Source organism: Paenibacillus selenitireducens, assembly GCF_002021565.1.
In the GTDB taxonomy this organism is placed as follows: domain Bacteria; phylum Bacillota; class Bacilli; order Paenibacillales; family Paenibacillaceae; genus Paenibacillus_K; species Paenibacillus_K selenitireducens.
The window spans coordinates 273252-292183 of the sequence record NZ_MSZX01000008.1 but is presented as its reverse complement, the minus strand read 5'-3'; the positions used below and the strand labels follow the sequence as shown (position 1 = coordinate 292183).

General features: G+C 46.3%; 18 protein-coding genes. 15 read left to right on the top strand and 3 right to left on the bottom strand.

The genetic code is table 11. The features are described from left to right. The 8 genes from BVG16_RS20690 (at window position 1) to pgmB (ending at window position 10592) form a co-directional block, all read left to right on the top strand. Complete coding sequence (locus BVG16_RS20690; protein WP_078501079.1) at window positions 1-1011, top strand: Gfo/Idh/MocA family protein; 1011 nt, start codon at window positions 1-3, stop codon at window positions 1009-1011. 66 nt (window positions 1012-1077) lie between these two features. Continuing rightward, window positions 1078-2097, top strand: coding sequence for a LacI family DNA-binding transcriptional regulator (locus BVG16_RS20685; protein WP_078501078.1), 1020 nt, complete (start codon window positions 1078-1080; stop codon window positions 2095-2097). A 111-nt stretch (window positions 2098-2208) separates the two neighbouring features. Beyond that, complete coding sequence (locus tag BVG16_RS20680) at window positions 2209-4539, top strand: glycoside hydrolase family 65 protein (RefSeq protein ID WP_078501077.1); 2331 nt, start codon at window positions 2209-2211, stop codon at window positions 4537-4539. Window positions 4540-4566: 27 nt separating this feature from the next. Then, window positions 4567-5871 carry an ABC transporter substrate-binding protein gene (locus tag BVG16_RS20675; protein ID WP_078501076.1) on the top strand — a complete coding sequence of 435 codons (1305 nt, stop codon included), beginning with the start codon at window positions 4567-4569 and terminating at the stop codon, window positions 5869-5871. Between the two features lie 61 nt (window positions 5872-5932). Next, window positions 5933-6829 carry a carbohydrate ABC transporter permease gene (locus tag BVG16_RS20670; RefSeq protein ID WP_078501075.1) on the top strand — a complete coding sequence of 299 codons (897 nt, stop codon included), beginning with the start codon at window positions 5933-5935 and terminating at the stop codon, window positions 6827-6829. Between the two features lie 15 nt (window positions 6830-6844). Further along, window positions 6845-7687 (top strand): carbohydrate ABC transporter permease, encoded by an 843-nt coding sequence (locus tag BVG16_RS20665; protein WP_078501074.1) that lies wholly within the window; start codon window positions 6845-6847, stop codon window positions 7685-7687. 28 nt (window positions 7688-7715) lie between these two features. Then, window positions 7716-9908, top strand: a complete 2193-nt coding sequence (locus BVG16_RS20660) for an alpha-L-rhamnosidase-related protein (RefSeq protein WP_078501073.1) — start codon at window positions 7716-7718, stop codon at window positions 9906-9908. Between the two features lie 18 nt (window positions 9909-9926). Further along, on the top strand, window positions 9927-10592 hold the full coding sequence (gene pgmB, locus BVG16_RS20655; protein WP_198957514.1) for a beta-phosphoglucomutase: 666 nt from the start codon (window positions 9927-9929) through the stop codon (window positions 10590-10592). 55 nt (window positions 10593-10647) lie between these two features. Here the strand turns inward: pgmB and BVG16_RS33190 are convergent, their stop codons facing one another. Next, complete coding sequence (locus BVG16_RS33190; protein WP_198957513.1) at window positions 10648-10794, bottom strand: hypothetical protein; 147 nt, start codon at window positions 10792-10794, stop codon at window positions 10648-10650. Between the two features lie 157 nt (window positions 10795-10951). Here BVG16_RS33190 and ychF point away from each other — a divergent pair, with 157 nt between their 5' ends. Continuing rightward, window positions 10952-12052: a redox-regulated ATPase YchF gene (gene ychF / locus BVG16_RS20650; protein ID WP_078501072.1), complete on the top strand. Its 1101-nt coding sequence runs from the start codon at window positions 10952-10954 to the stop codon at window positions 12050-12052. Window positions 12053-12118: 66 nt separating this feature from the next. On the opposite strand, the gene BVG16_RS20645 is transcribed toward ychF, so the two are convergent. After that, window positions 12119-12667, bottom strand: a complete 549-nt coding sequence (locus BVG16_RS20645) for a hypothetical protein (RefSeq protein WP_078501071.1) — start codon at window positions 12665-12667, stop codon at window positions 12119-12121. Between the two features lie 264 nt (window positions 12668-12931). Here BVG16_RS20645 and prfA point away from each other — a divergent pair, with 264 nt between their 5' ends. Together prfA and prmC are read left to right on the top strand one after the other, a co-directional pair. Next, entirely contained in the window at window positions 12932-14002 is a 1071-nt protein-coding gene (gene prfA / locus BVG16_RS20640; RefSeq protein WP_078501070.1) for a peptide chain release factor 1, read from the top strand. A 57-nt stretch (window positions 14003-14059) separates the two neighbouring features. Next, window positions 14060-14923 carry a peptide chain release factor N(5)-glutamine methyltransferase gene (gene prmC, locus BVG16_RS20635; protein WP_078501069.1) on the top strand — a complete coding sequence of 288 codons (864 nt, stop codon included), beginning with the start codon at window positions 14060-14062 and terminating at the stop codon, window positions 14921-14923. An 86-nt stretch (window positions 14924-15009) separates the two neighbouring features. On the opposite strand, the gene BVG16_RS20630 is transcribed toward prmC, so the two are convergent. Beyond that, a complete protein-coding gene (locus tag BVG16_RS20630) occupies window positions 15010-15363 on the bottom strand; it encodes a winged helix-turn-helix transcriptional regulator (protein WP_078501068.1) in 354 nt (117 codons plus the stop codon). Between the two features lie 141 nt (window positions 15364-15504). On the opposite strand from BVG16_RS20630, the gene hxlA reads away from it, so the two are divergent. The 4 genes from hxlA to BVG16_RS20610 all read left to right on the top strand — a co-directional run bounded on the left by hxlA (window position 15505) and on the right by BVG16_RS20610 (window position 18873). Next, a complete protein-coding gene (gene hxlA / locus BVG16_RS20625) occupies window positions 15505-16137 on the top strand; it encodes a 3-hexulose-6-phosphate synthase (protein WP_078501067.1) in 633 nt (210 codons plus the stop codon). A 5-nt stretch (window positions 16138-16142) separates the two neighbouring features. Further along, entirely contained in the window at window positions 16143-16700 is a 558-nt protein-coding gene (gene hxlB / locus BVG16_RS20620; protein ID WP_078501066.1) for a 6-phospho-3-hexuloisomerase, read from the top strand. Between the two features lie 181 nt (window positions 16701-16881). After that, the gene (spoIIR, locus tag BVG16_RS20615; protein ID WP_078501065.1) at window positions 16882-17598 is read left to right on the top strand and encodes a stage II sporulation protein R; all 717 of its coding nucleotides are present in this window, start codon (window positions 16882-16884) and stop codon (window positions 17596-17598) included. Window positions 17599-17661: 63 nt separating this feature from the next. After that, a complete protein-coding gene (locus tag BVG16_RS20610; RefSeq protein ID WP_078501064.1) occupies window positions 17662-18873 on the top strand; it encodes an L-threonylcarbamoyladenylate synthase in 1212 nt (403 codons plus the stop codon). Window positions 18874-18932: the final 59 nt, after the last annotated feature.

The window sequence follows — 18932 nt, the reverse complement described above, 5'->3', positions numbered from 1 at the left end:
ATGACATTACGTTTGATTCAAGTTGGGCTAGGAGCACATGGATTAGGCATTGCTCATGATGTAATTGTTCCGTCTACTGATTTTATCCATGTTGGGCTTGTTGATGTGGATACGGATCGGCTTGAGCTATGCTCAAATTCATTGCAAGTCACGATTGAACATTGCTACACGGACTATCGCAAGGCGTTCTCAGAAATAGAGGCTGATGCGGTTTTTATTGCTGTAATTTCTCCGTTGCATTATGATATCTGTAAATGTGCTCTGGAGAACGATTTGCATGTCTACATCGAAAAGCCTTATACCGTGAGTCTGGAAGAAGCGAAGGAACTGACCACACTGGCGCAATCACGAAACTTAAAGCTGATGGTGAACCAGAACTATCGGTATTTTCCTACGGTAATGACGCTCAAGAACGTGATCGATCGCAAATTGCTGGGTGAGCCGATGTTTGTTCACGCGCAATTCTATTATTTTCATGAGGGCAAGCCTTATCAGCGGCAGATGGACAACTATATGCTAATGGAGATGGCGGTTCATCATATTGATATGATTCGCTATTTAACAGGCCGGAATATGAAATCGGTTGTAGGTAGAACATGGAATCAAGAGGACAGCGGTTATGTAGGCGATCCTCATGTACAAGCGGTATTCGAGATGGATAACGGTATACCCGCATTCTATGTGGGAAGTCTGCTCAGCCACGGTGAACCGTCGCCATGGGAAGGATGTTGGCGCATTCAATGTGAGCAGGGCTCCATTCATTTAGAGGATCTGGGCCAAGGGCACGGCGTTTACGTAGTTAACCAACAAGGCGAGCGTGAGAAATTAGCATTGCTAGAGTTAGAAAAAGAGTCTGTTCATGCTGTATTAGCTGATTTCGCGGAATCGATTCGGGAGAATCGGGAGCCAAGCATTTCGGGGGCAGACAATCTCCATACGATGGCGGCACTAATCGCGACAAGTCTCTCGTCACGGGAAGGCCAGCGGATTATGGTGGAGACGCTAATGTAAAAATGTTAAATGTATTCGAATGATTGTAATCCGTTAAGGATTGCGAAGATAGAGGTTAGGTGAAGCATGGTATCCATAAAAGACGTAGCAAAACTAGCAAATGTATCTGTGACCGTTGTATCCAAAGCATTAAACGGCTATACAGACGTGAATGAACAGACAAGACAAAAGGTTATGAAAGCGGCGGAAGAATTAAAGTATTCTCCGAACATGCTTGCCAAAAATTTGAAGCAAAAAGTAGCGAAGTCCATTGCGTTGATCTTCTCGAACTTTGAGCGGGCTGACGGTAAAGATGGTGTGCTGGTTCAAATTATGAGCGGCGTATTTGAAGCTGCAAACAAACACAAGTATGAAGTGGTCATTTATACGCGAAGTTTATCGGAACAGCAGGATAAGTCCTATTGGAAGTTTTGCAAGGAACATAAAATTTCGGGAGCCATTATTACCGGTCTGAAAACGACGGACCCGTATTTTCAAGAGATTATCGACAGCGATCTGCCATGCGTTGTGATTGATACGATGTTGTCAGGAGCCAATACAGGTTCCATATCTACGGATAATGTTTTAGCTGCGCAGCAAGCGGTGGAGCATTTTATCGACAAAGGGCATCGGAACATCGGGATGATGAACGGTCACGAATTTGCCGTTGTAAGTAAACAACGGTTGGAAGGGTATCAGAAGGCGCTGGAATTACACGGAATTCCTTATGATGATCGTCTTGTGATTAATGCTGATTTCTCCGAGACCAAGGCGTACGAAATGACAGAGGGATTCTTACAGGAATATCCGCATATGACAGGGGTTTTTATGTCTAGTGACTTGATGGCGATTGGTTTTATGAGACGCTGCCATGAGCTTGGTGTCCAAATTCCAGATCAAATTTCTGTGATGGGATTTGACGATATTGTTTTATCTAGCTATATGATGCCTAAATTGTCAACGGTAAGGCAAGATTTTCATGAAATTTCGTTTACAGCTTTTGAGCAAGTGATCGATATCTTAGAAAATAAACAGAAAGGCACACATATTTTTGTGCCATTTAAAATTGTTGACAGAGATACAATCAAGGTGTTACAATCTCCTTGAAAACGTTTTCTAGAGAGGTCTTATTATTTTTTAATTAAATCGAAAACGATTTCGATATTTTTTTTAGCGTGATCGAAATCGTTTTCGATCCATAAAGGAGTAACTTAAAAAATGCTTAATTACAACAAGACATTACCGAATCAACTCACGAACTGGGCTTTCAGCGAAACTGCCTTCAAGCCATTGTTATTGGGAAAATGCGAGTCTATTATGTCGTTGGGCAATGGCTATATGGGGCTTCGGTCGGTAACCGAGGAACCTTATATCGGTGAAACTCGCAATTTATTCGTGAACGGTACGTTTAACAAGTTTGATGAAAATGAAGTAACTGAATTACCGAATGCAGCAGATGTGACAAGATTCGATATGCTGGTGGATGGACGCCGCTTCTCCTTAGAGACGGGGAAAGTTGAAGAATACTCACGTACGCTGGACCTTCGTCATGCGGAACTCATCAGATCCTTCGTATGGGAGAATGAAGCGGGCAAGCGGGTTCGATTTAGTTTTCGGCGCTTTGTCTCGTTGGACAACACGCATGTGATTGGCATGAAAATGGAGGTTACTCCGCTGAATGAAGGGATTCAATTCTCAGTAGGTTCAGGGATCAATGCACAATTAACGAATACGGGTAGCCAGCATTTCCATGAAGGCGAGAAACGTATTTTTGACAAGAAATATATGCAGCTCGAACAGACAACGACAGAATCCAAAGTTCATTTCATCATCCATGCCAGCCACCGATTAAGCTTGAATGGTGAATCGCTTGAGATTGCTCCGAAAATGGATATTCATCGCCGTAAAGTGGCCTTGAGTTATACCCTTGATATTCCGGCAGGCGAGACGTTCACCTTCGAGAAAATGAGCACGGTACACACGAGCCGGGATTTGGCATTTGAAGGCCAAGAGCTTTCTGTTATGAAAGAGGCTGCGCTGGCGCAAGCGAAGGAAGCAGATCGCCAAGGTTATGATGCCTTGTTCGAACTTCATAAGCAGGCGTGGGCTAACGTATGGGATAGGTATCACATTGAAATCGACTCAGAACAAGAATTCGACAAGTTAGCTTTGCGGTTCGCCACGTACCACCTGGTTGTCATGACACCTGCTCACGATCGCCGTATGGCTATTGGTGCGAAGGGGCTTAGCGGTGAGGGGTACAAAGGGCATTCCTTCTGGGATACAGAGATTTTTATCCTGCCGTTCTATATTTACAGCCGTCCGGAAATTGCACGATCCTTGCTAGAATATCGTTACCTTGGCCTTGAAGGGGCTCGAAGAAAAGCGCAAGAGAATGGCTTCAAAGGAGCCATGTACCCTTGGGAGCAAGCTTGGCCGACGGATGGCGAAGTAACGCCGGTATGGGGCGAAGTCGATGTGGTTACAGGATTGCAGACGAAGATTTGGTCGGGATTTATCGAACAGCATATTACGTCGGATGTGGCTTATGCGGTATGGCATTATTACAAAGCTACAGGGGATCAGGATTTCATGGAGCGGTATGGTTACGAGATTCTATTCGATACCGCTACGTTCTGGGCGAGCCGACTGGAATGGGATAACGCGAAAGGTCGTTACCATATCAACGAAGTTATTGGTCCAGATGAATACAAAGAGCATGTCGATAACAATGCTTTTACGAACTATATGGCACATTTCAATATGGAACTTGCCATTCAATACTATAACGAGTTGCAATCCGAACGCCCGGAAATACTCGAGCGGTTGGAAGAATCGTTGAAATTGCAGGAATCTTATACCGCGTGGACGAGCAAAATAAACCAAATTTATCTACCGCAACCGAATGAGGATAACATTGTCCCTCAGGATGATACGTATCTAACGCTGGAACAAATCGATCTGACGAAATATAAGAACCAGGAGAAAGTAGGCAGTCTCTTCCGTGAGTACAGTTTGGATCAGGTGAATAAACTTCAGGTTTCCAAGCAAGCCGATATTATGATGTTGTTCTTTTTACTAGAGAATAAATTCACACCGGAAGTGAAGAAGGCTAACTATGATTACTACGAGCCGAAGACACTTCATGACTCATCGCTATCGTTATCGACACACAGCATTCTTGCAGGTGATTTCGGAGATTCAGATTTAGCTTATCAGTTATTTAGAAAAGCAACAGAAATTGATTTAGGTCCGAACATGCACTCCTCCGATGCCGGAATTCATTCGGCTTCCATCGGCGGAATCTGGGAATGTGTAGTCATGGGCTTTGCCGGTCTGCGGATGCTAGATGGGAAATTACATCTGAATCCAAGCTTGCCACAGGCGTGGAAACAACTTAAGTTCCCGATCTATTGGCAAGGCGTTCATCTGAATGTACATTTAACACACAGCGATGTGTTGATTACTTCATCTTCAGATGAACCATTGGCATTGACCATTAAAGGCAACGACGTTCTGTTTCATAAGGAACTTCATTTGCCGCTATAGAATAACAAAACTGGGAGGGTTTTAGAAATGAAGAAATGGGCAATTTTGTTGGCTTTAACGATGATGACCACCGTAGTATTATCAGCTTGTGGAACCAAATCAGAGACAAAAGAAGAAAATGGTTCTAGCGCTAGCGGCAACAAAGAAGTTGTTGAATTGAAATTTACGGCATGGGGAGATGTAAGTAGTAACCCTGCTGAAGCCAAGCTTGCAGAAGAGTTTAATAAAACGCATGACAATATCAAAGTAAAATTCGAGCCGGTTCCAGGAGATGGATACGGTACGAAGTTAACAACTTCACTTGCAGCAGGTCAGGCTCCGGACGTATTCCTGATCGGTGAAGGCGATTTCTACAAGTATGTTGATAAAGGTGTCGTAGAACCTCTGGATGACCATCTTGCAAAAGACAGCGCATTCAAAACAGATATCTTCCAACAAGATTTGTTGAACATGGGACGTATCCATGACAAATTGTACTACTTGCCAAAAGATTTTAATCCGTTGTCTTTATGGTACAACAAATCGATGTTCGATGAAGCAGGCATCCCATACCCAAGCAATGATTGGACTTGGGATGACCTTACAGCAACGGCGAAAAAATTAACTGCGAAAGACGCAAGCGGCAAGTATACCAAATTTGGGTTTAATGCGACGAAATGGGAGTACCCCATCTATACCTACCTATGGTCAAACGGTGCGAGTATCGCGAATGAAGACGGATCCAAAGCAGAAGGATTCATGAATAGCGATAAGACGATTGCTGCATTACAGAAATATGTAGATATGTCGATTGGCGCGGATAAAGTGTCGCCTACCCCTCAAGATACGGAAACAATGGGCGGAGACAGTTCGATGTTCATGACCAATAAATTGGCGATGATGGTAACGGGTCGTTGGGTGAAATCCGATTTGGATAAATCCGATGTGAAATACGGCACGGCATTAATCCCTAAAGGTGCTGACGGTGAGCGCGCTGGTATTATTGCAGCAGCTGGCTGGGCGATTAACGCAAACAGCAAGAATAAAGAAGCAGCTTATGAATTGGTGAAGTTCTTGTCTGGAACAGAGGCTCAAAAGCTGCGTTCTGAGGAAGGGAAGGTTCTTCCAGCAACGGTGGCAGAGCTTGATGAAGTGAAGAAAACCGAAGTTGCGGATCAACCCGTTATTGAAATGATGAACTTTGCTAAAAAGCCAGTGACGATGGTGTCCTCGAATGGTCCAATCTTCGTTGAAGAATTTACGAAAGCATTAGAGAAAATCTTGCTTAAGAAATCAACAGTTCAAGATGCACTGAATGAGGCTGCTAAAACGATTGACAGTAAAGTGAAGTAACAAAATCAGGGTGGGGTAACTGTAAGGGTTGCTTCACCTTCCATTCTTCAAGGAGGTCTCTATGCGCAATCTTCGTTCTGAAAGAACCGGCTATTGGTTTATACTACCGTGGTTTTTAGGGCTATTGCTTTTCACGATCGGACCGATGATATTCTCGTTCATATTGTCATTTAGTAATTGGGACATTATTACGGGAGTTCGCTCAATTGAGTTCGTAGGGCTCGATAATTTTATAAATATTTTTAAAGATGAACTATTCTATCAGTCTTTGAAGGTCACCTTTATTTTTGCGCTGGTATCGGTTCCGTTGTATCAAATTATGTCCATTCTGATTGCTATGCTGCTCAATATGCGGAGCAGAGGAATGAAGTTTTATCGTTTGATCTTTTTTATGCCATCGGTCATTCCAGCTGTAGCCGTATCGATGATGTGGATTATGATTTTAAATCCAGAGTACGGCATTTTGAATAAGGCTTTGGGTTGGTTTGGAATTCAAGGTCCAGCTTGGCTGCAGGATCCTTCTTATGCGCTTGGTGCATTGATTGTGATGGGTATTTGGGGTATTGGTAATACGATTATTATTTATTTGTCAGGGTTGCAGGGTGTTCCTGAAGAATTATATGAAGCGGCTCAATTAGATGGCGCCGGCATCACACGTCGGTTCTTTAATATTACAATTCCTATGATTTCTCCTACCATTTTCTTCAACTTAATCATGGGGATTATTGGTGGTTTCCAATACTTTACACAAGCCTTCGTCATGACGAACGGCGGACCCTTAAACTCCACATTATTCTATAACTTGTATCTCTATAACAAAGCATTTGTATCCTATGAAATGGGCTATGCATCCGCATTATCATGGATTTTATTCGCAATTATTATGATATTTACGTTGATCGTTATTCGAAGCTCGTCCATGTGGGTTTATTACAATGGCGATGATGACAAGGATTGAGGAGGGTTTCGATTTATGAATACAAGTTCGTTCAATAAGCAGAAATTAACAAGCATCGTTTCGCTACTGATCTTAACAGCCGGTGCTTTAGTTATCCTAGTCCCGTTGTTATGGACCATCTCGACATCGCTCAAAACGCCGGGCGAAGTGTTCGGAGACAACTTCTTCCCTAAAACGTGGAAGTGGGAGAATTATAGTCGGGCCGTAACAGCCATTCCGTTCTTTACATTCTTAAAAAATACGTTGATTATTCTGATTCCTGTATTAATTGGAACCGTTTTTTCCTCTGCGCTATGTGCGTACGGATTTGCAAGATTTAAATTTAAAGGTAAAAAGGGCTTGTTCCTATTGCTTCTTGCTACCATGATGCTGCCGGGGCAAGTGACGATGATACCGATGTTTATTTTGTTCAAAGAGATGGGTTGGGTAGATACGTTCATGCCATTGATCATTCCGTCCTTTTTCGGAGGCGGTGCATTTAATATCTTCTTAATTCGCCAGTTTATGCGGGGTATTCCCAAAGACTTGGACGAAGCAGCCTTTGTTGACGGAGCGAATCGCTGGACGATATTCACGAAGATTATGCTTCCATTAAGCAAGCCGCCATTAATTGCGGTCGCGATCTTCACATTTATGGGCGTATGGAATGATTTCCAAGGTCCATTGATTTACTTGAATTCGACGGATAAATATACGCTCGCGCTTGGATTATCCATGTTCAAAGGGATGTACAACGTGGAGTGGAACATGCTGATGGCGGCAACGATTCTTATCATGCTTCCTGCCATGATCGTCTTCTTCGTGGCTCAGAAATATTTTATCGAAGGCATTTCGATCTCATCAGCGATGAAAGGTTAATCCCTGTCTTATAAAAGGAGATGAAACTATGGCTAGTATAACAAATCGATATCCTTTCAAAGTGTATTTAAACGCTGGAGAATATATGAAGGTCAATGGTACACAAGACGGTTATTTCCCAGACTTCGGTCATCATGTAGTGAACGAAATGGGGGGCCTCTGGTTACACCCGATTAAGTTGTTGGACGGCTTTTGGCTGAAGGTATCGGATTTGGATCGCAATCTTGCGGTCTGGTCCAAAGCCGATCTGTTCGAGAATTTCCCTTGGGGCAGCCGATTTCACTACGATCATGGTCTTGGACATATTCCAATAGAGATCAATCGCGTGCAATTTGCGCCAGAGCGGGAGAAAGGCTTCGTTGTAACGTATGAAATTCACAACTATGCGGACCGTTCGACAAGGCTTTCACTTGAATTGTTAGCACGCACCGATTTATTTCCTGTATGGTTCTCGAATGAAATTGGCATTCACGATGGGAAGGAAGATATAGCAGAGATTCTGTCTTCACGAACGGTATTGGCTAAAGATTGTGATCATGAGTGGTATACCATGGTAGGAACGGACTTGCCAGGGGATCAGGTCGATGTGGGTCAGGAATTGTATGGTCCGGAGTTCACAAGCGGAAATGGCACTGGATTAAAGTTTGAAACCGGGGTCACGTTGGAGGCAGGTGAACGTCTTACGTTCCATCTGTTTATAGCAGGCTCATATACTTCCCGAGAGGAATGTGAACAGACGTATGCTGCCCTCTCCACATCGCATGAAAGATTACTTCGGGAGAAGCAAGACATCTATCAATCCATTGCAGAACGCGCTCAGCTGGTAATTGAGGGAGAAGCGAAGCTGAACGAGGTGTTCATGTGGACCAAATGGAACAATCAATGGTTGATTCAAAACGTGGATGGTATCGGTCGCGGCCTTAGTGCTGGATCACCGCATTACCCATGGTGGTTCGGTTGTGATAACTCCTATTCACTTCAAGGTGTCTTAGCGATCGGTGATCATCAGCTTGTTAGAGATACGCTGGAGCTCTTAAAGCGCAAATCCCTTGAAACGAACGGCAATGGCCGAATCGTTCATGAGATTACAACGATGGGTGCGGTCTCGAATCCAGGGAATACGCAGGAGACGGCGCATTTCATTGCCTTCGTATGGGAGATGTATCGTTGGATTGGTGATACGGATCTGCTGCGCGAATATTATGATATTTGCGTCCAAGGCTTGCAGTGGTTACTACAAGAGATGGATCCTGACGGCGATTTGCTCCCATCCGGGTATGGCATCATTGAGATCGCAGGGTTGAATATGGAGTTGATTGATTCTGCTGTCTATACCGTCAAAGCCGTCGAAGCTCTGATGCATATGAGTGATGCTCTTCAAGACCAAGCAAAGCATGAGGAATATAAAGTGTTGTATGAACGCATTCGACGTGTTGTTGATGATATCTATTGGTCCGAGAGCGAGGGGTTATACACCGATGCGGTAGCAGCGAAGAAAGATATCGTACCGAAAGTAGATTATATGGTATCCATTGCCGAGAAGCATGGTATCGAAGGGTATCGTGAATATATTGAAGGAATGCTCGCGCAAGAGACGGACGAGAACAAAGAGCGCGGTTGGTTAATCAATAAGAACTGGGTGATCGTAACGCCGATGGAAGCGAATATTGCCGATCCAGAACGTGCACGACGAGCCTTAGAGAATATGCGCAACGATGATTTCATCGGGGAATATGGCACCTATCTTGCAGCGATGTACAAGCAAGGCATGATGACCATCTCTACAGGGGTTCATGCCGTTGCCGAAGTAACGTACGGCAATGGGGATGCGGCGCTTGCGCTGCTGGAACGTATGCAAAAATCATTCTCTATGGTTTTGCCAGGTTCGATGAGTGAAATGTCGCCGGATTATGGCTGTGCGGTTCAAGCATGGACTGTGTATGCGATGGCAGTTCCAATTATTCGTCACTTCTTTGGTGTACAACCGGAAGCGTACAAACAGTATATACGCTTGGAGCCGGTGATTCCGGCGAAATGGGAAGGCAAGCAGCTGCAATTGAATCAAGTTCTTATCGGAGATGCGACATTTGATATTTCCATGAAAATGGTGGAGGGAAGTTTATCGCTCGAGATTCAGAATCCTTCCGCTTGGACTTTCCATGTCGTATGGAACGGCAACAACATCGAGAGCAGCGAGAAACTTATTCAGCTTGTGCTATAGAAGAGGGGGAGAAACCGTATGATGCTTAAGGCCGTCTTGTTTGATTTGGATGGAGTCATTACGGATACAGCCGAATATCATTACATGGCTTGGAAGCAATTAGCTTCAGAGATCCATATCGAGATCGATCGCGAATTCAATGAAATGTTAAAAGGCGTGAGCCGCATGGAGTCCTTGGAAAGGATTCTACGCCATGGGCAACGCGAGCGTGATTTCACACCGGAAGAGAAACAGGAGCTGGCAACCAAGAAGAATAAGCAATACGTTCAATTATTGGAACAGGTAACGCCGTCAGATGTATATCCGGGAATTCGTGAGCTTTTGTTAGAACTCAAGACATCAGGGATACATGCAGTCATTGCATCAGCAAGCAAAAATGCGCCGCAAATATTACGTTCCTTGCAATTAACGGACTTATTCGATTACATCGTCGACCCCGATGAGGTAGCGCAAGGTAAACCTGCACCGGACATCTTTTTGCGTGGGGCTGAGGCAGTGGGTGCGACGGCAGAAGAATGCATTGGAATTGAAGATGCGCAAGCAGGAATAGAAGCCATTAAATCGGCACAGATGATTGCGGTAGGCATTGGCGATGAGGCCTTACTTATGGCCTCTGGTGCGGATGTCGTATTGCCGACGACAGAGAAGCTGTCTTTGCCGTTCTTGAAATCACTTATTTGTTAGCTTGGAATCAAGTCAGACTCGTAAAGAAAATGTGTCTTGAAAAAGAAAAGACGGACTAATCCGTCTTTTTCTTTTTACCAGTGTTGAACGGAGTGACGGACTTTGCACCCTCAATGGTATCGTTGACGAAGGCCATATCTTGATTCTTAGCGTTCATGTTCTTTGTACCGGTATAATTGCCCTTGTGTGTTTTATTTTCCATTGCGCAGGTCTCCTCGAAGTGAGATAGTTAAGACAGTACGATAAAAGTCTAGCCAATGACTAGGCTTTTTATGTGTTTGTGGTTATAATGAAAAAGGCTATTTTAATGGAAACACTTGAAATTTATATATATTACCTTGAAGGAGTTGCGAATAGATATGGCTTTGAAAGCAGGAATCGTCGGTTTACCGAACGTAGGGAAATCGACACTATTTAATGCAATTACACAAGCAGGCGCAGAATCCGCGAACTATCCTTTCTGTACGATTGATCCGAACGTAGGCGTGGTTGAAGTACCGGACGAGCGTCTAGATAAGCTGACTGAATTGGTTGTACCGAACAAGACCGTTCCTACGGCTTTTGAATTTATCGATATTGCCGGGATTGTACGCGGTGCGAGTAAAGGCGAAGGACTTGGAAATAAGTTCTTAGCTCACATCCGTGAAGTAGATGCGATCGTTCATGTTGTTCGTTGTTTTGTCGATGAGAACATTACGCATGTCGATGGCAAGGTAGATCCGATCAGTGATATCCAGACGATTAACTTAGAACTTGTTCTGGCTGATCTCGAGAGCGTGGAGAAGCGAATTGATCGCTCTAAGAAGAATATGAAGGGCGGCAATAAACAATACGCTGCTGAAGTTGAAGTGCTGGAGAAAGTGAAGGAAGCATTATACAACGACATGCCTGCGCGTAGCGTGGAATTAACAGATGATGAGAAGGTTCTTCTTCGTGATCTTCATTTATTAACGATGAAACCTGTATTATATGCGGCAAACGTAAGCGAAGACGGTGTAGCCAACGCCGATGAGAATGAATATGTTATTAAAGTAAAAGAATTCGCAGTGGCCGAAAATGCAGAAGTGGTACCGATTAGTGCGAAGGTGGAAGCGGAAATTGCGGAATTAGAAGGTGAAGACAAAGCCATGTTCTTAGAAGAACTTGGACTGGAAGAATCAGGTCTGAACCGTTTAATTAAAGCGGCATATCGGCTATTGGGATTATATACGTATTTTACAGCGGGTGTGCAAGAAGTACGTGCCTGGACGATTCGCAAAGGCATGAAAGCACCGCAGGCTGCGGGCGTGATTCATACGGATTTCGAGCGCGGATTTATTCGTGCCGAAGTGGTATCTTATGATGATCTTGTCGCTGCGGGATCGATGAACGTGGCGAAAGAACGCGGCCAATTGCGTCTTGAAGGTAAAGAGTATATTGTTAAAGACGGCGATGTTATGCATTTCCGCTTTAATGTATAATTAGATTTCATGACAATCAGGCTGGGGGCAGATGCCCTCAGCCTGCTCACTATCTCATGGCGTGAATTAGCTGACGAAGTAGCTTCGCAAGATCTGATAGTCAATCAATAAGGCTTGGAATTGCTTCCCTTTCTGACTCATGGGATCATACGGATTGGAGGAAGGCAAGAGTCCGATCCAAACATACTTTTCGTTGGTCTTCAGAAGGATCCCCGGCTTGGAACCACCCTTTTGGAGCATCGTATTGTATGCTGCCTTGGGAATGCGAATCACCGTTAATAAGGGTTTTCCGTCGGCTGATTTGTTGCCTCCTGGCGCAAAGATGAATGAGGTCTCCCAATCGGCTGTCGGTAAGTGCGATGGTCGTTCTTCTACGATACAATTATTTTTCCATTTGGTCGGAATGTTGAATGCAAAATCCCCTTGCGTGCTGTAAAATACATTTCCCGTACTCTTGATGGGCGGATGGGGAGGTTTCTTTGGCGGTTCAATAGGTTGAGGCGCGGGTTCCACGGTTTTCGTCGGTTCTGGAGCAGGTTGAACACAACCTGTCGCACCAAGCAAAGCCGCTATGGCAAGAAGGATACCAAGAACCATTCCGTATTTGCGTTTCATAGGTTGCATTCCTCCTGATGGCTTACGGGTTCTATAGATTAGTATTGCGGTTTATGGCTTGAAATTATGCGATTGGTAACATTAGTTGAATTTTGTGCGGAATGACTAGGTTTTTCGGACTTTTCTGGTTATAATGGATAAGGAAATTTTAATTTTAAATCATTGGAATTCAGATAAGGGCCAGGTGATTACGTTGTAGCGCAATTGCTGACATATAGACGTTTGATATAGATGCTGAATATGAATAAATGAGGTGATTCGATCATGATAGATAAATTGCAATCTTTAGCAGACCGCTACGATAAATTAAGTGAGTTATTGTGTGATCCGGATGTAACGAATGATGCAAAGAAATTACGCGAATATTCCAAGGAACAGTCCGATCTTCAAGAAACGTATGATGCGTTCAACGAATATAAGACCGTGATGGAAGAGCTGGATGCAGCCAAACAAATGCAAGGTGAGAAATTAGACGACGAAATGCGTGAAATGGTTAAGATGGAGATTGATGAGCTTAGCCGCCGTCAGAAAGAATTGGAAGAGCGCATTCATATTCTATTGCTTCCGAAAGATCCGAACGATGACAAGAACGTGATCGTGGAGATCCGCGGTGCAGCGGGCGGGGACGAAGCCGCACTGTTCGCAGCGGATTTGTATCGGATGTATACGCGTTATGCCGATACGCAGGGCTGGCGTGTGGAATTGATGGACGTTAACATGAACGATCTCGGAGGGTACAAAGAGGTTATCTTCATGATTAACGGAAAAGGTGCTTATAGCCGTCTGAAATATGAGAGCGGCGCACACCGTGTACAACGGATCCCGGCAACAGAATCCGGCGGCCGTATTCATACGTCGACCTCGACGGTGGCGGTTCTTCCAGAAGTTGAGGATATGGATATCGAGATTCATGACAAAGATATCCGTGTCGATACGTTCTGTTCGAGCGGCGCAGGCGGTCAGTCCGTTAATACAACGAAATCCGCAGTACGGGTTACGCATATCCCAACCGGGATTATGGCGACATGTCAGGATGGGAAATCGCAGAACTCCAATAAGGAAAAAGCGCTTCAAGTATTGCGCGCACGGATCTCTGACGTGATGCGTCAGGAAGAAGAAGCGAAATACGCAGGGGAACGAAAGAGCAAGGTAGGTACGGGTGATCGCAGTGAGCGGATTCGTACGTATAACTATCCGCAAAGCCGCGTAACGGATCATCGTATCGGATTGACTCTTCATAAATTAGATTCGGTCATGAACGGAGATATGCAAGAAATTATTTCTTCATTGACGCTTGCGGAGCAAGCGGATTTGATGGAGAAAGTGAACGAATAAGCGTTTTACGTGTGATCGCAGCCCACGGTAGAGATTAGAAATGAGTGTGATGCTAAGATGAATAAAACCCTTCGTGAAGCCTATGTTGAGGCTTCTCTTTTTTTAAGTCAACATCAGGTCATGGAACCGGAGCATAATGCTGAACTTCTGTTATGCCATGTGCTGCGCTTAAGTCGTGCATCCTTTTTGATGAGGATGCCGGAGCCCTTTCCCGCGGAGCATGAAGTGGAATGGCAGGCGGTGCTTGCTCGAAAAGCAAGCGGGGAGCCTGCGCAATACATCATTGGCGAGCAGGAGTTCTACGGGTTACCGTTCGAGGTAACCCCGGATGTGTTGATCCCGCGGCCGGAGACGGAGCTGCTCGTCGAAGCCGTGGTGAAGGAGGGGCGTCGGCTCTGGCCCGACGGCGCACCGACGGCAGCCGACATCGGCACCGGGAGCGGCGCGATCGCGGTGACGCTGGCGTCGCAGTGTCCGACGTGGCGGATTGCCGCGTCGGACATCTCTCCCGCTGCGCTCGCCGTGGCGCAGCGCAATGCGGCGCGCAATAGCGTAGCTGCGCGCATCGCATGGCACAGCGGCGACCTGCTGGCGCCGCTGGCGGGGCAAGGGTTGGACATCCTGGTGTCCAACCCGCCCTACATCCCCGCGTCCGTGATCGCGGGGCTGCAGTCCGAGGTGCGCGACTACGAGCCGCGCACCGCCCTGGACGGCGGTACGGACGGACTCGATCCGTACCGCCGTATGCTCGCGCAGCTGCCGCTGTTAGCAGCGCCGCCGCGCGTTGTGGGCTTCGAGCTTGGGCAAGGCCAAGCTCGGGAGGTCGCCGCCTGGATGGAGGCGGCGGGGCACTGGGACACGGTGTACATCGTGTCCGATCTGGCTGGCATTGAACGGCATGTCATGGCCGTCCGTGAATAAGCAACAAGGCCAAAAGAGCTGTTACCAAGCGAATGATTTCGCTACGGTAACAGCTCTTTTGCTTACCTCCAATTTATTTCCTTAATTTATTTCCATACGACTTTTTCGCCGTAATCTTTTCCCCACTGATACATCATTTGCAGAATCGGGATTAAGCTTACCCCGTAAGCTGTCAGCGTATATTCAACGCGCGGCGGAACTTCCGCATAGACTTTACGCGTCACCAAGAGGTCTTCTTCCAGTTCACGAAGTTGGTTGGTTAACATCTTCTGCGTGATCGATGGGATACGTTTCTTCAATTCGCTGAAGCGTAGCGTGCCGTCGAGCCCTAAATGCCAGAGGATGATTAACTTCCATTTACCGCCGATAACGGCAAGGGTTAATTCCTTCTCGCAGTTGATTTCCTTGAGATTAATTCGTTCTTTGAGCTCGGTTGCCAAGCGATATACACCTCCAATAGTATCCTCGAGGTAACTACCTCACTTCAAAGTGCGTACTTCCCAAAAGGATCATTTGATTCTAGAATAAACCTTGTTCGAACAGATATCAAATCATTCACATATAAATGGAGGGAATTTCTCATGAAATTACAATTAGCATTGGATCTTGTCAATATCCCAGAAGCCTTGGAACTGGTCAAAGAAGTGGAAGCTCATATCGATATCGTTGAAATCGGCACGCCGATCGTCATTAACGAAGGACTCCACGCGGTAAAAGCTATGAAAGAACATTTTCCGAACTTGCAAGTATTAGCTGACCTTAAAATCATGGATGCAGGCGGCTATGAAGTGATGAAGGCATCTGAAGCTGGCGCAGATATCATTACGGTGTTAGGCGTATCAGATGACTCCACCATTCAAGGTGCTGTAGCGGAAGCGAAGAAACAAGGCCGTCAAGTCATGGTTGACATGATTAATGTCAAAAACATGGAACAACGCGCGCAAGAAATTGACGCAATGGGTGTCGACTACATTTGTGTGCACTCAGGCTATGATCATCAAGCCGCAGGCAAAAACTCCTTTGAAGAATTGAACGCGATCAAACGCGTGGTGAAACAAGCAAAAACAGCGATTGCCGGCGGGATCAAGCTGGATACCTTGCCTGAAGTGATTCAAGCCAATCCGGACTTGGTTATTGTGGGCGGAGGAATCACAAGTCATACCGACAAACAGGCTGTAGCCGCACAAATGCAACAACTCGTTCAACAAGGGTAATGACGATGTCGAACTTCAATACGCATACGTCAGGAATATTGGAAGAATTGCAGCGTACGGTGAGCGCGGTGGATGCGTCGGTTGTAGTTGCGCTCATTGAACGAATTGTTCAAGCAGACCGAATTTTCCTTGCAGGAGCGGGGAGATCGGGATTGATGATGCGGGCTTTCGCCATGCGGTTGATGCACATGGGATTTGATGCGTATGTAGTGGGTGAGAGCGTTACCCCGGGAATCGGGGAACAGGGGCTGCTTATTATCGGCTCAGGTTCAGGCGAAACGCAGAGCCTTATTGCCATGGCAGAGAAAGCCAAACGTATCGGCGCTTCGGTCGCACTTGCCACAATTCAGCCGACCTCCACGATAGGGAAGCTGGCAGATATAATCCTCCAGATTCCTGCCTCAACCAAGGAGAATACGGATCGTACGACTACGATTCAACCGATGGGTTCGTTGTTCGAGCAAAGTCTGCTGCTCGTCTTTGATGCCTTAATTCTCCATATGATGGCGAATGGGAATATTGACAGCGCGAAGATGTTCGGCCGGCACGCCAATTTGGAATAGCAGCATATTATAGATCGTAAAGCCTCGTCTTCTTGCATCATGCAGCAGGAGATGGGGCTTTTTTGATTTTTCGAATTTTGTCGGTTTATTTTCCTGCTAGAATACGAGATTACTAGGTTTATCCCCCTTCGATCTGGACATACTGAGTGATACCAAAGTTCAAGCGGGGAGGCTTAAGCACATGGGGAAATCATTCGGATTTAAGAAAATCAAGAAAAGCACTTATATCATTTTTATGATGGTTATTTTATTGGGTTGGGGCATGAATCTATTAAGTCAAGCAGCGGTAGTGTCCGCTTCGGCATCTGTTGCCGATGGAAGTGCGCAAGAGATACCTAAGGAGTCGATTCGGCTTCGGATTCTCGCGAACTCCGATTCGGATTTCGATCAGAAGGTGAAGCGTGAAATTCGAGATAAAGTTGTGGATCAGGTGAATACATGGGTAGCTGCGTTAGAGGATCCTCAGAGTCTGGAGCAGGCTCGTGCGAAGATCAAGAAGCACCTTTCCGATATCGAAACTTTAGTGGGTGACGAGCTTGCAGCGCGCAACCAAAAGTATAGCTATAAGGTAGAGCTGGGTGTGGTTCCATTTCCTACGAAAATGTATGGTGACCAAGTGTATCCGGCAGGGAACTATGAAGCGTTGCGGATCACTTTAGGCAAAGGCGAAGGTCAGAACTGGTGGTGCGTGCTTTTCCCGCCGCTATGCTTCATTGATGCAGGAACGGGGGAAGCCGTTGCGCAAGCTACTGATACGGAGGGAGCGCCGCTCGTGTCCAATGGGAGCACATCGAATGGATCGGCTGATGCAGTAGATGCCGGTGAGACGGAAGTGCGGTTCTTTTTGTGGGATTGGATCGTCAAGGTGTTCGATTTCGTGATGGGCCTATTTAGTTAAATCTGAATTTCGGCGAATTGTGATATAATAAGTGTTAACACAATTTTAAGGAATTGAGCGCTTATGTATGCAAAAGAAATGATTCGAGATACCAAGTATTGGACAATACAACAGGTGAATGAAGCTTCGACAGCTATTTCGGAAGCGGCGCAGATTCTTGCAGCCGGGGGAACGGTCGCCTTTCCAACGGAAACCGTCTATGGGCTCGGAGCTGATGCCAGAAATACAGAAGCCGTGGAACAGATTTTTGCGGCCAAAGGCAGGCCTTCCGATAATCCATTGATCGTGCATATCGCGAAGTTAGATCAGCTTGATGCCTTCGTGCTCCCCTATTCGGAGACGGCAAGACGGTTGATGGACCGCTTCTGGCCAGGGCCATTAACGATTGTGCTGCCCGTCCGTCCAGATGCCATTTCGCCCAAAGTTACTGCTGGCTTAACAACTGTCGGAATGAGGATGCCGGATCATGAGGTCGCCTTACGGCTTATAGCTGCATCGGGTTGCCCCATTGCAGCGCCGAGTGCGAACCGTTCTGGCCGACCCAGTCCGACGCTTGCTTCGCACGTACGCGAAGATTTGGCAGGACGCATCGACGGGATTGTCGACGGCGGTCCCACAGGCGTAGGGCTGGAATCAACGGTCATTGAGCTCATAGGAGATCGCGTGAATGTCCTGCGGCCTGGCGGGATCACCGTGGAGGAACTTCGGGAGGTTGTTGCCGAAGTGACGCTTGACCCAGCACTAACACACACGACAGATATCGCACCAAGCGATGCCATAATACCTGCTACTGACGCGGATTTGCAACTTAACGATGTGAACAGCAGCACCTCAGATGATGGCCTCCCCGCCGCATCACGCAGGGCTGCTCACGTAAGCATTAAGGATGCAGCTTCGCTAGCTCCTCGTTCACCGGGGATGAAATATGCTCACTACGCGCCGCGCGGTATCATGCGTATTGTGAAGGGCGATGCGCCAGAGCAGGTAACGGCTTGGATTCAGGCTGAGCTGGAGCAAGCTAAGCGGCGCGGTGAACGCAGCGGTGTCCTCGCCTTTGACGAGCACATTGGCGCTTACCGTGCCGACGTTGTTGTTTCCTGCGGCAGTCTTCACGCCTTGGAGGGAGCCGCGCATCGATTGTACGCCGCGCTGCGGGCATTCGATGAACAGGGGATTACTTTTATTCTCGCGGAAGCCTGTCCAGAAGAAGGTATGGGGCTGGCGGTTATGAATCGACTCGTCAAGGCTGCAGGGCACCGGATCGTTCAGTTATAGCGTTCGTAATACATCAATTTCATGTATCTTTCCTCACTTGTCCGCATATGGTTGTACAA

What these genes read in the sequence shown, in the direction of transcription:
- BVG16_RS20690 (WP_078501079.1), top strand. Translation starts at nt 1, where the DNA reads ATGACATTACGTTTGATTCAAGTTGGGCTAGGAGCACATGGATTAGGC.
- BVG16_RS20685 (WP_078501078.1), top strand. Translation starts at nt 1,078, where the DNA reads ATGGTATCCATAAAAGACGTAGCAAAACTAGCAAATGTATCTGTGACC.
- BVG16_RS20680 (WP_078501077.1), top strand. Translation starts at nt 2,209, where the DNA reads ATGCTTAATTACAACAAGACATTACCGAATCAACTCACGAACTGGGCT.
- BVG16_RS20675 (WP_078501076.1), top strand. Translation starts at nt 4,567, where the DNA reads ATGAAGAAATGGGCAATTTTGTTGGCTTTAACGATGATGACCACCGTA.
- BVG16_RS20670 (WP_078501075.1), top strand. Translation starts at nt 5,933, where the DNA reads ATGCGCAATCTTCGTTCTGAAAGAACCGGCTATTGGTTTATACTACCG.
- BVG16_RS20665 (WP_078501074.1), top strand. Translation starts at nt 6,845, where the DNA reads ATGAATACAAGTTCGTTCAATAAGCAGAAATTAACAAGCATCGTTTCG.
- BVG16_RS20660 (WP_078501073.1), top strand. Translation starts at nt 7,716, where the DNA reads ATGGCTAGTATAACAAATCGATATCCTTTCAAAGTGTATTTAAACGCT.
- pgmB (WP_198957514.1), top strand. Translation starts at nt 9,927, where the DNA reads ATGATGCTTAAGGCCGTCTTGTTTGATTTGGATGGAGTCATTACGGAT.
- BVG16_RS33190 (WP_198957513.1), bottom strand. Translation starts at nt 10,794, where the DNA reads ATGGAAAATAAAACACACAAGGGCAATTATACCGGTACAAAGAACATG.
- ychF (WP_078501072.1), top strand. Translation starts at nt 10,952, where the DNA reads ATGGCTTTGAAAGCAGGAATCGTCGGTTTACCGAACGTAGGGAAATCG.
- BVG16_RS20645 (WP_078501071.1), bottom strand. Translation starts at nt 12,667, where the DNA reads ATGAAACGCAAATACGGAATGGTTCTTGGTATCCTTCTTGCCATAGCG.
- prfA (WP_078501070.1), top strand. Translation starts at nt 12,932, where the DNA reads ATGATAGATAAATTGCAATCTTTAGCAGACCGCTACGATAAATTAAGT.
- prmC (WP_078501069.1), top strand. Translation starts at nt 14,060, where the DNA reads ATGAATAAAACCCTTCGTGAAGCCTATGTTGAGGCTTCTCTTTTTTTA.
- hxlA (WP_078501067.1), top strand. Translation starts at nt 15,505, where the DNA reads ATGAAATTACAATTAGCATTGGATCTTGTCAATATCCCAGAAGCCTTG.
- hxlB (WP_078501066.1), top strand. Translation starts at nt 16,143, where the DNA reads ATGTCGAACTTCAATACGCATACGTCAGGAATATTGGAAGAATTGCAG.
- spoIIR (WP_078501065.1), top strand. Translation starts at nt 16,882, where the DNA reads ATGGGGAAATCATTCGGATTTAAGAAAATCAAGAAAAGCACTTATATC.
- BVG16_RS20610 (WP_078501064.1), top strand. Translation starts at nt 17,662, where the DNA reads ATGTATGCAAAAGAAATGATTCGAGATACCAAGTATTGGACAATACAA.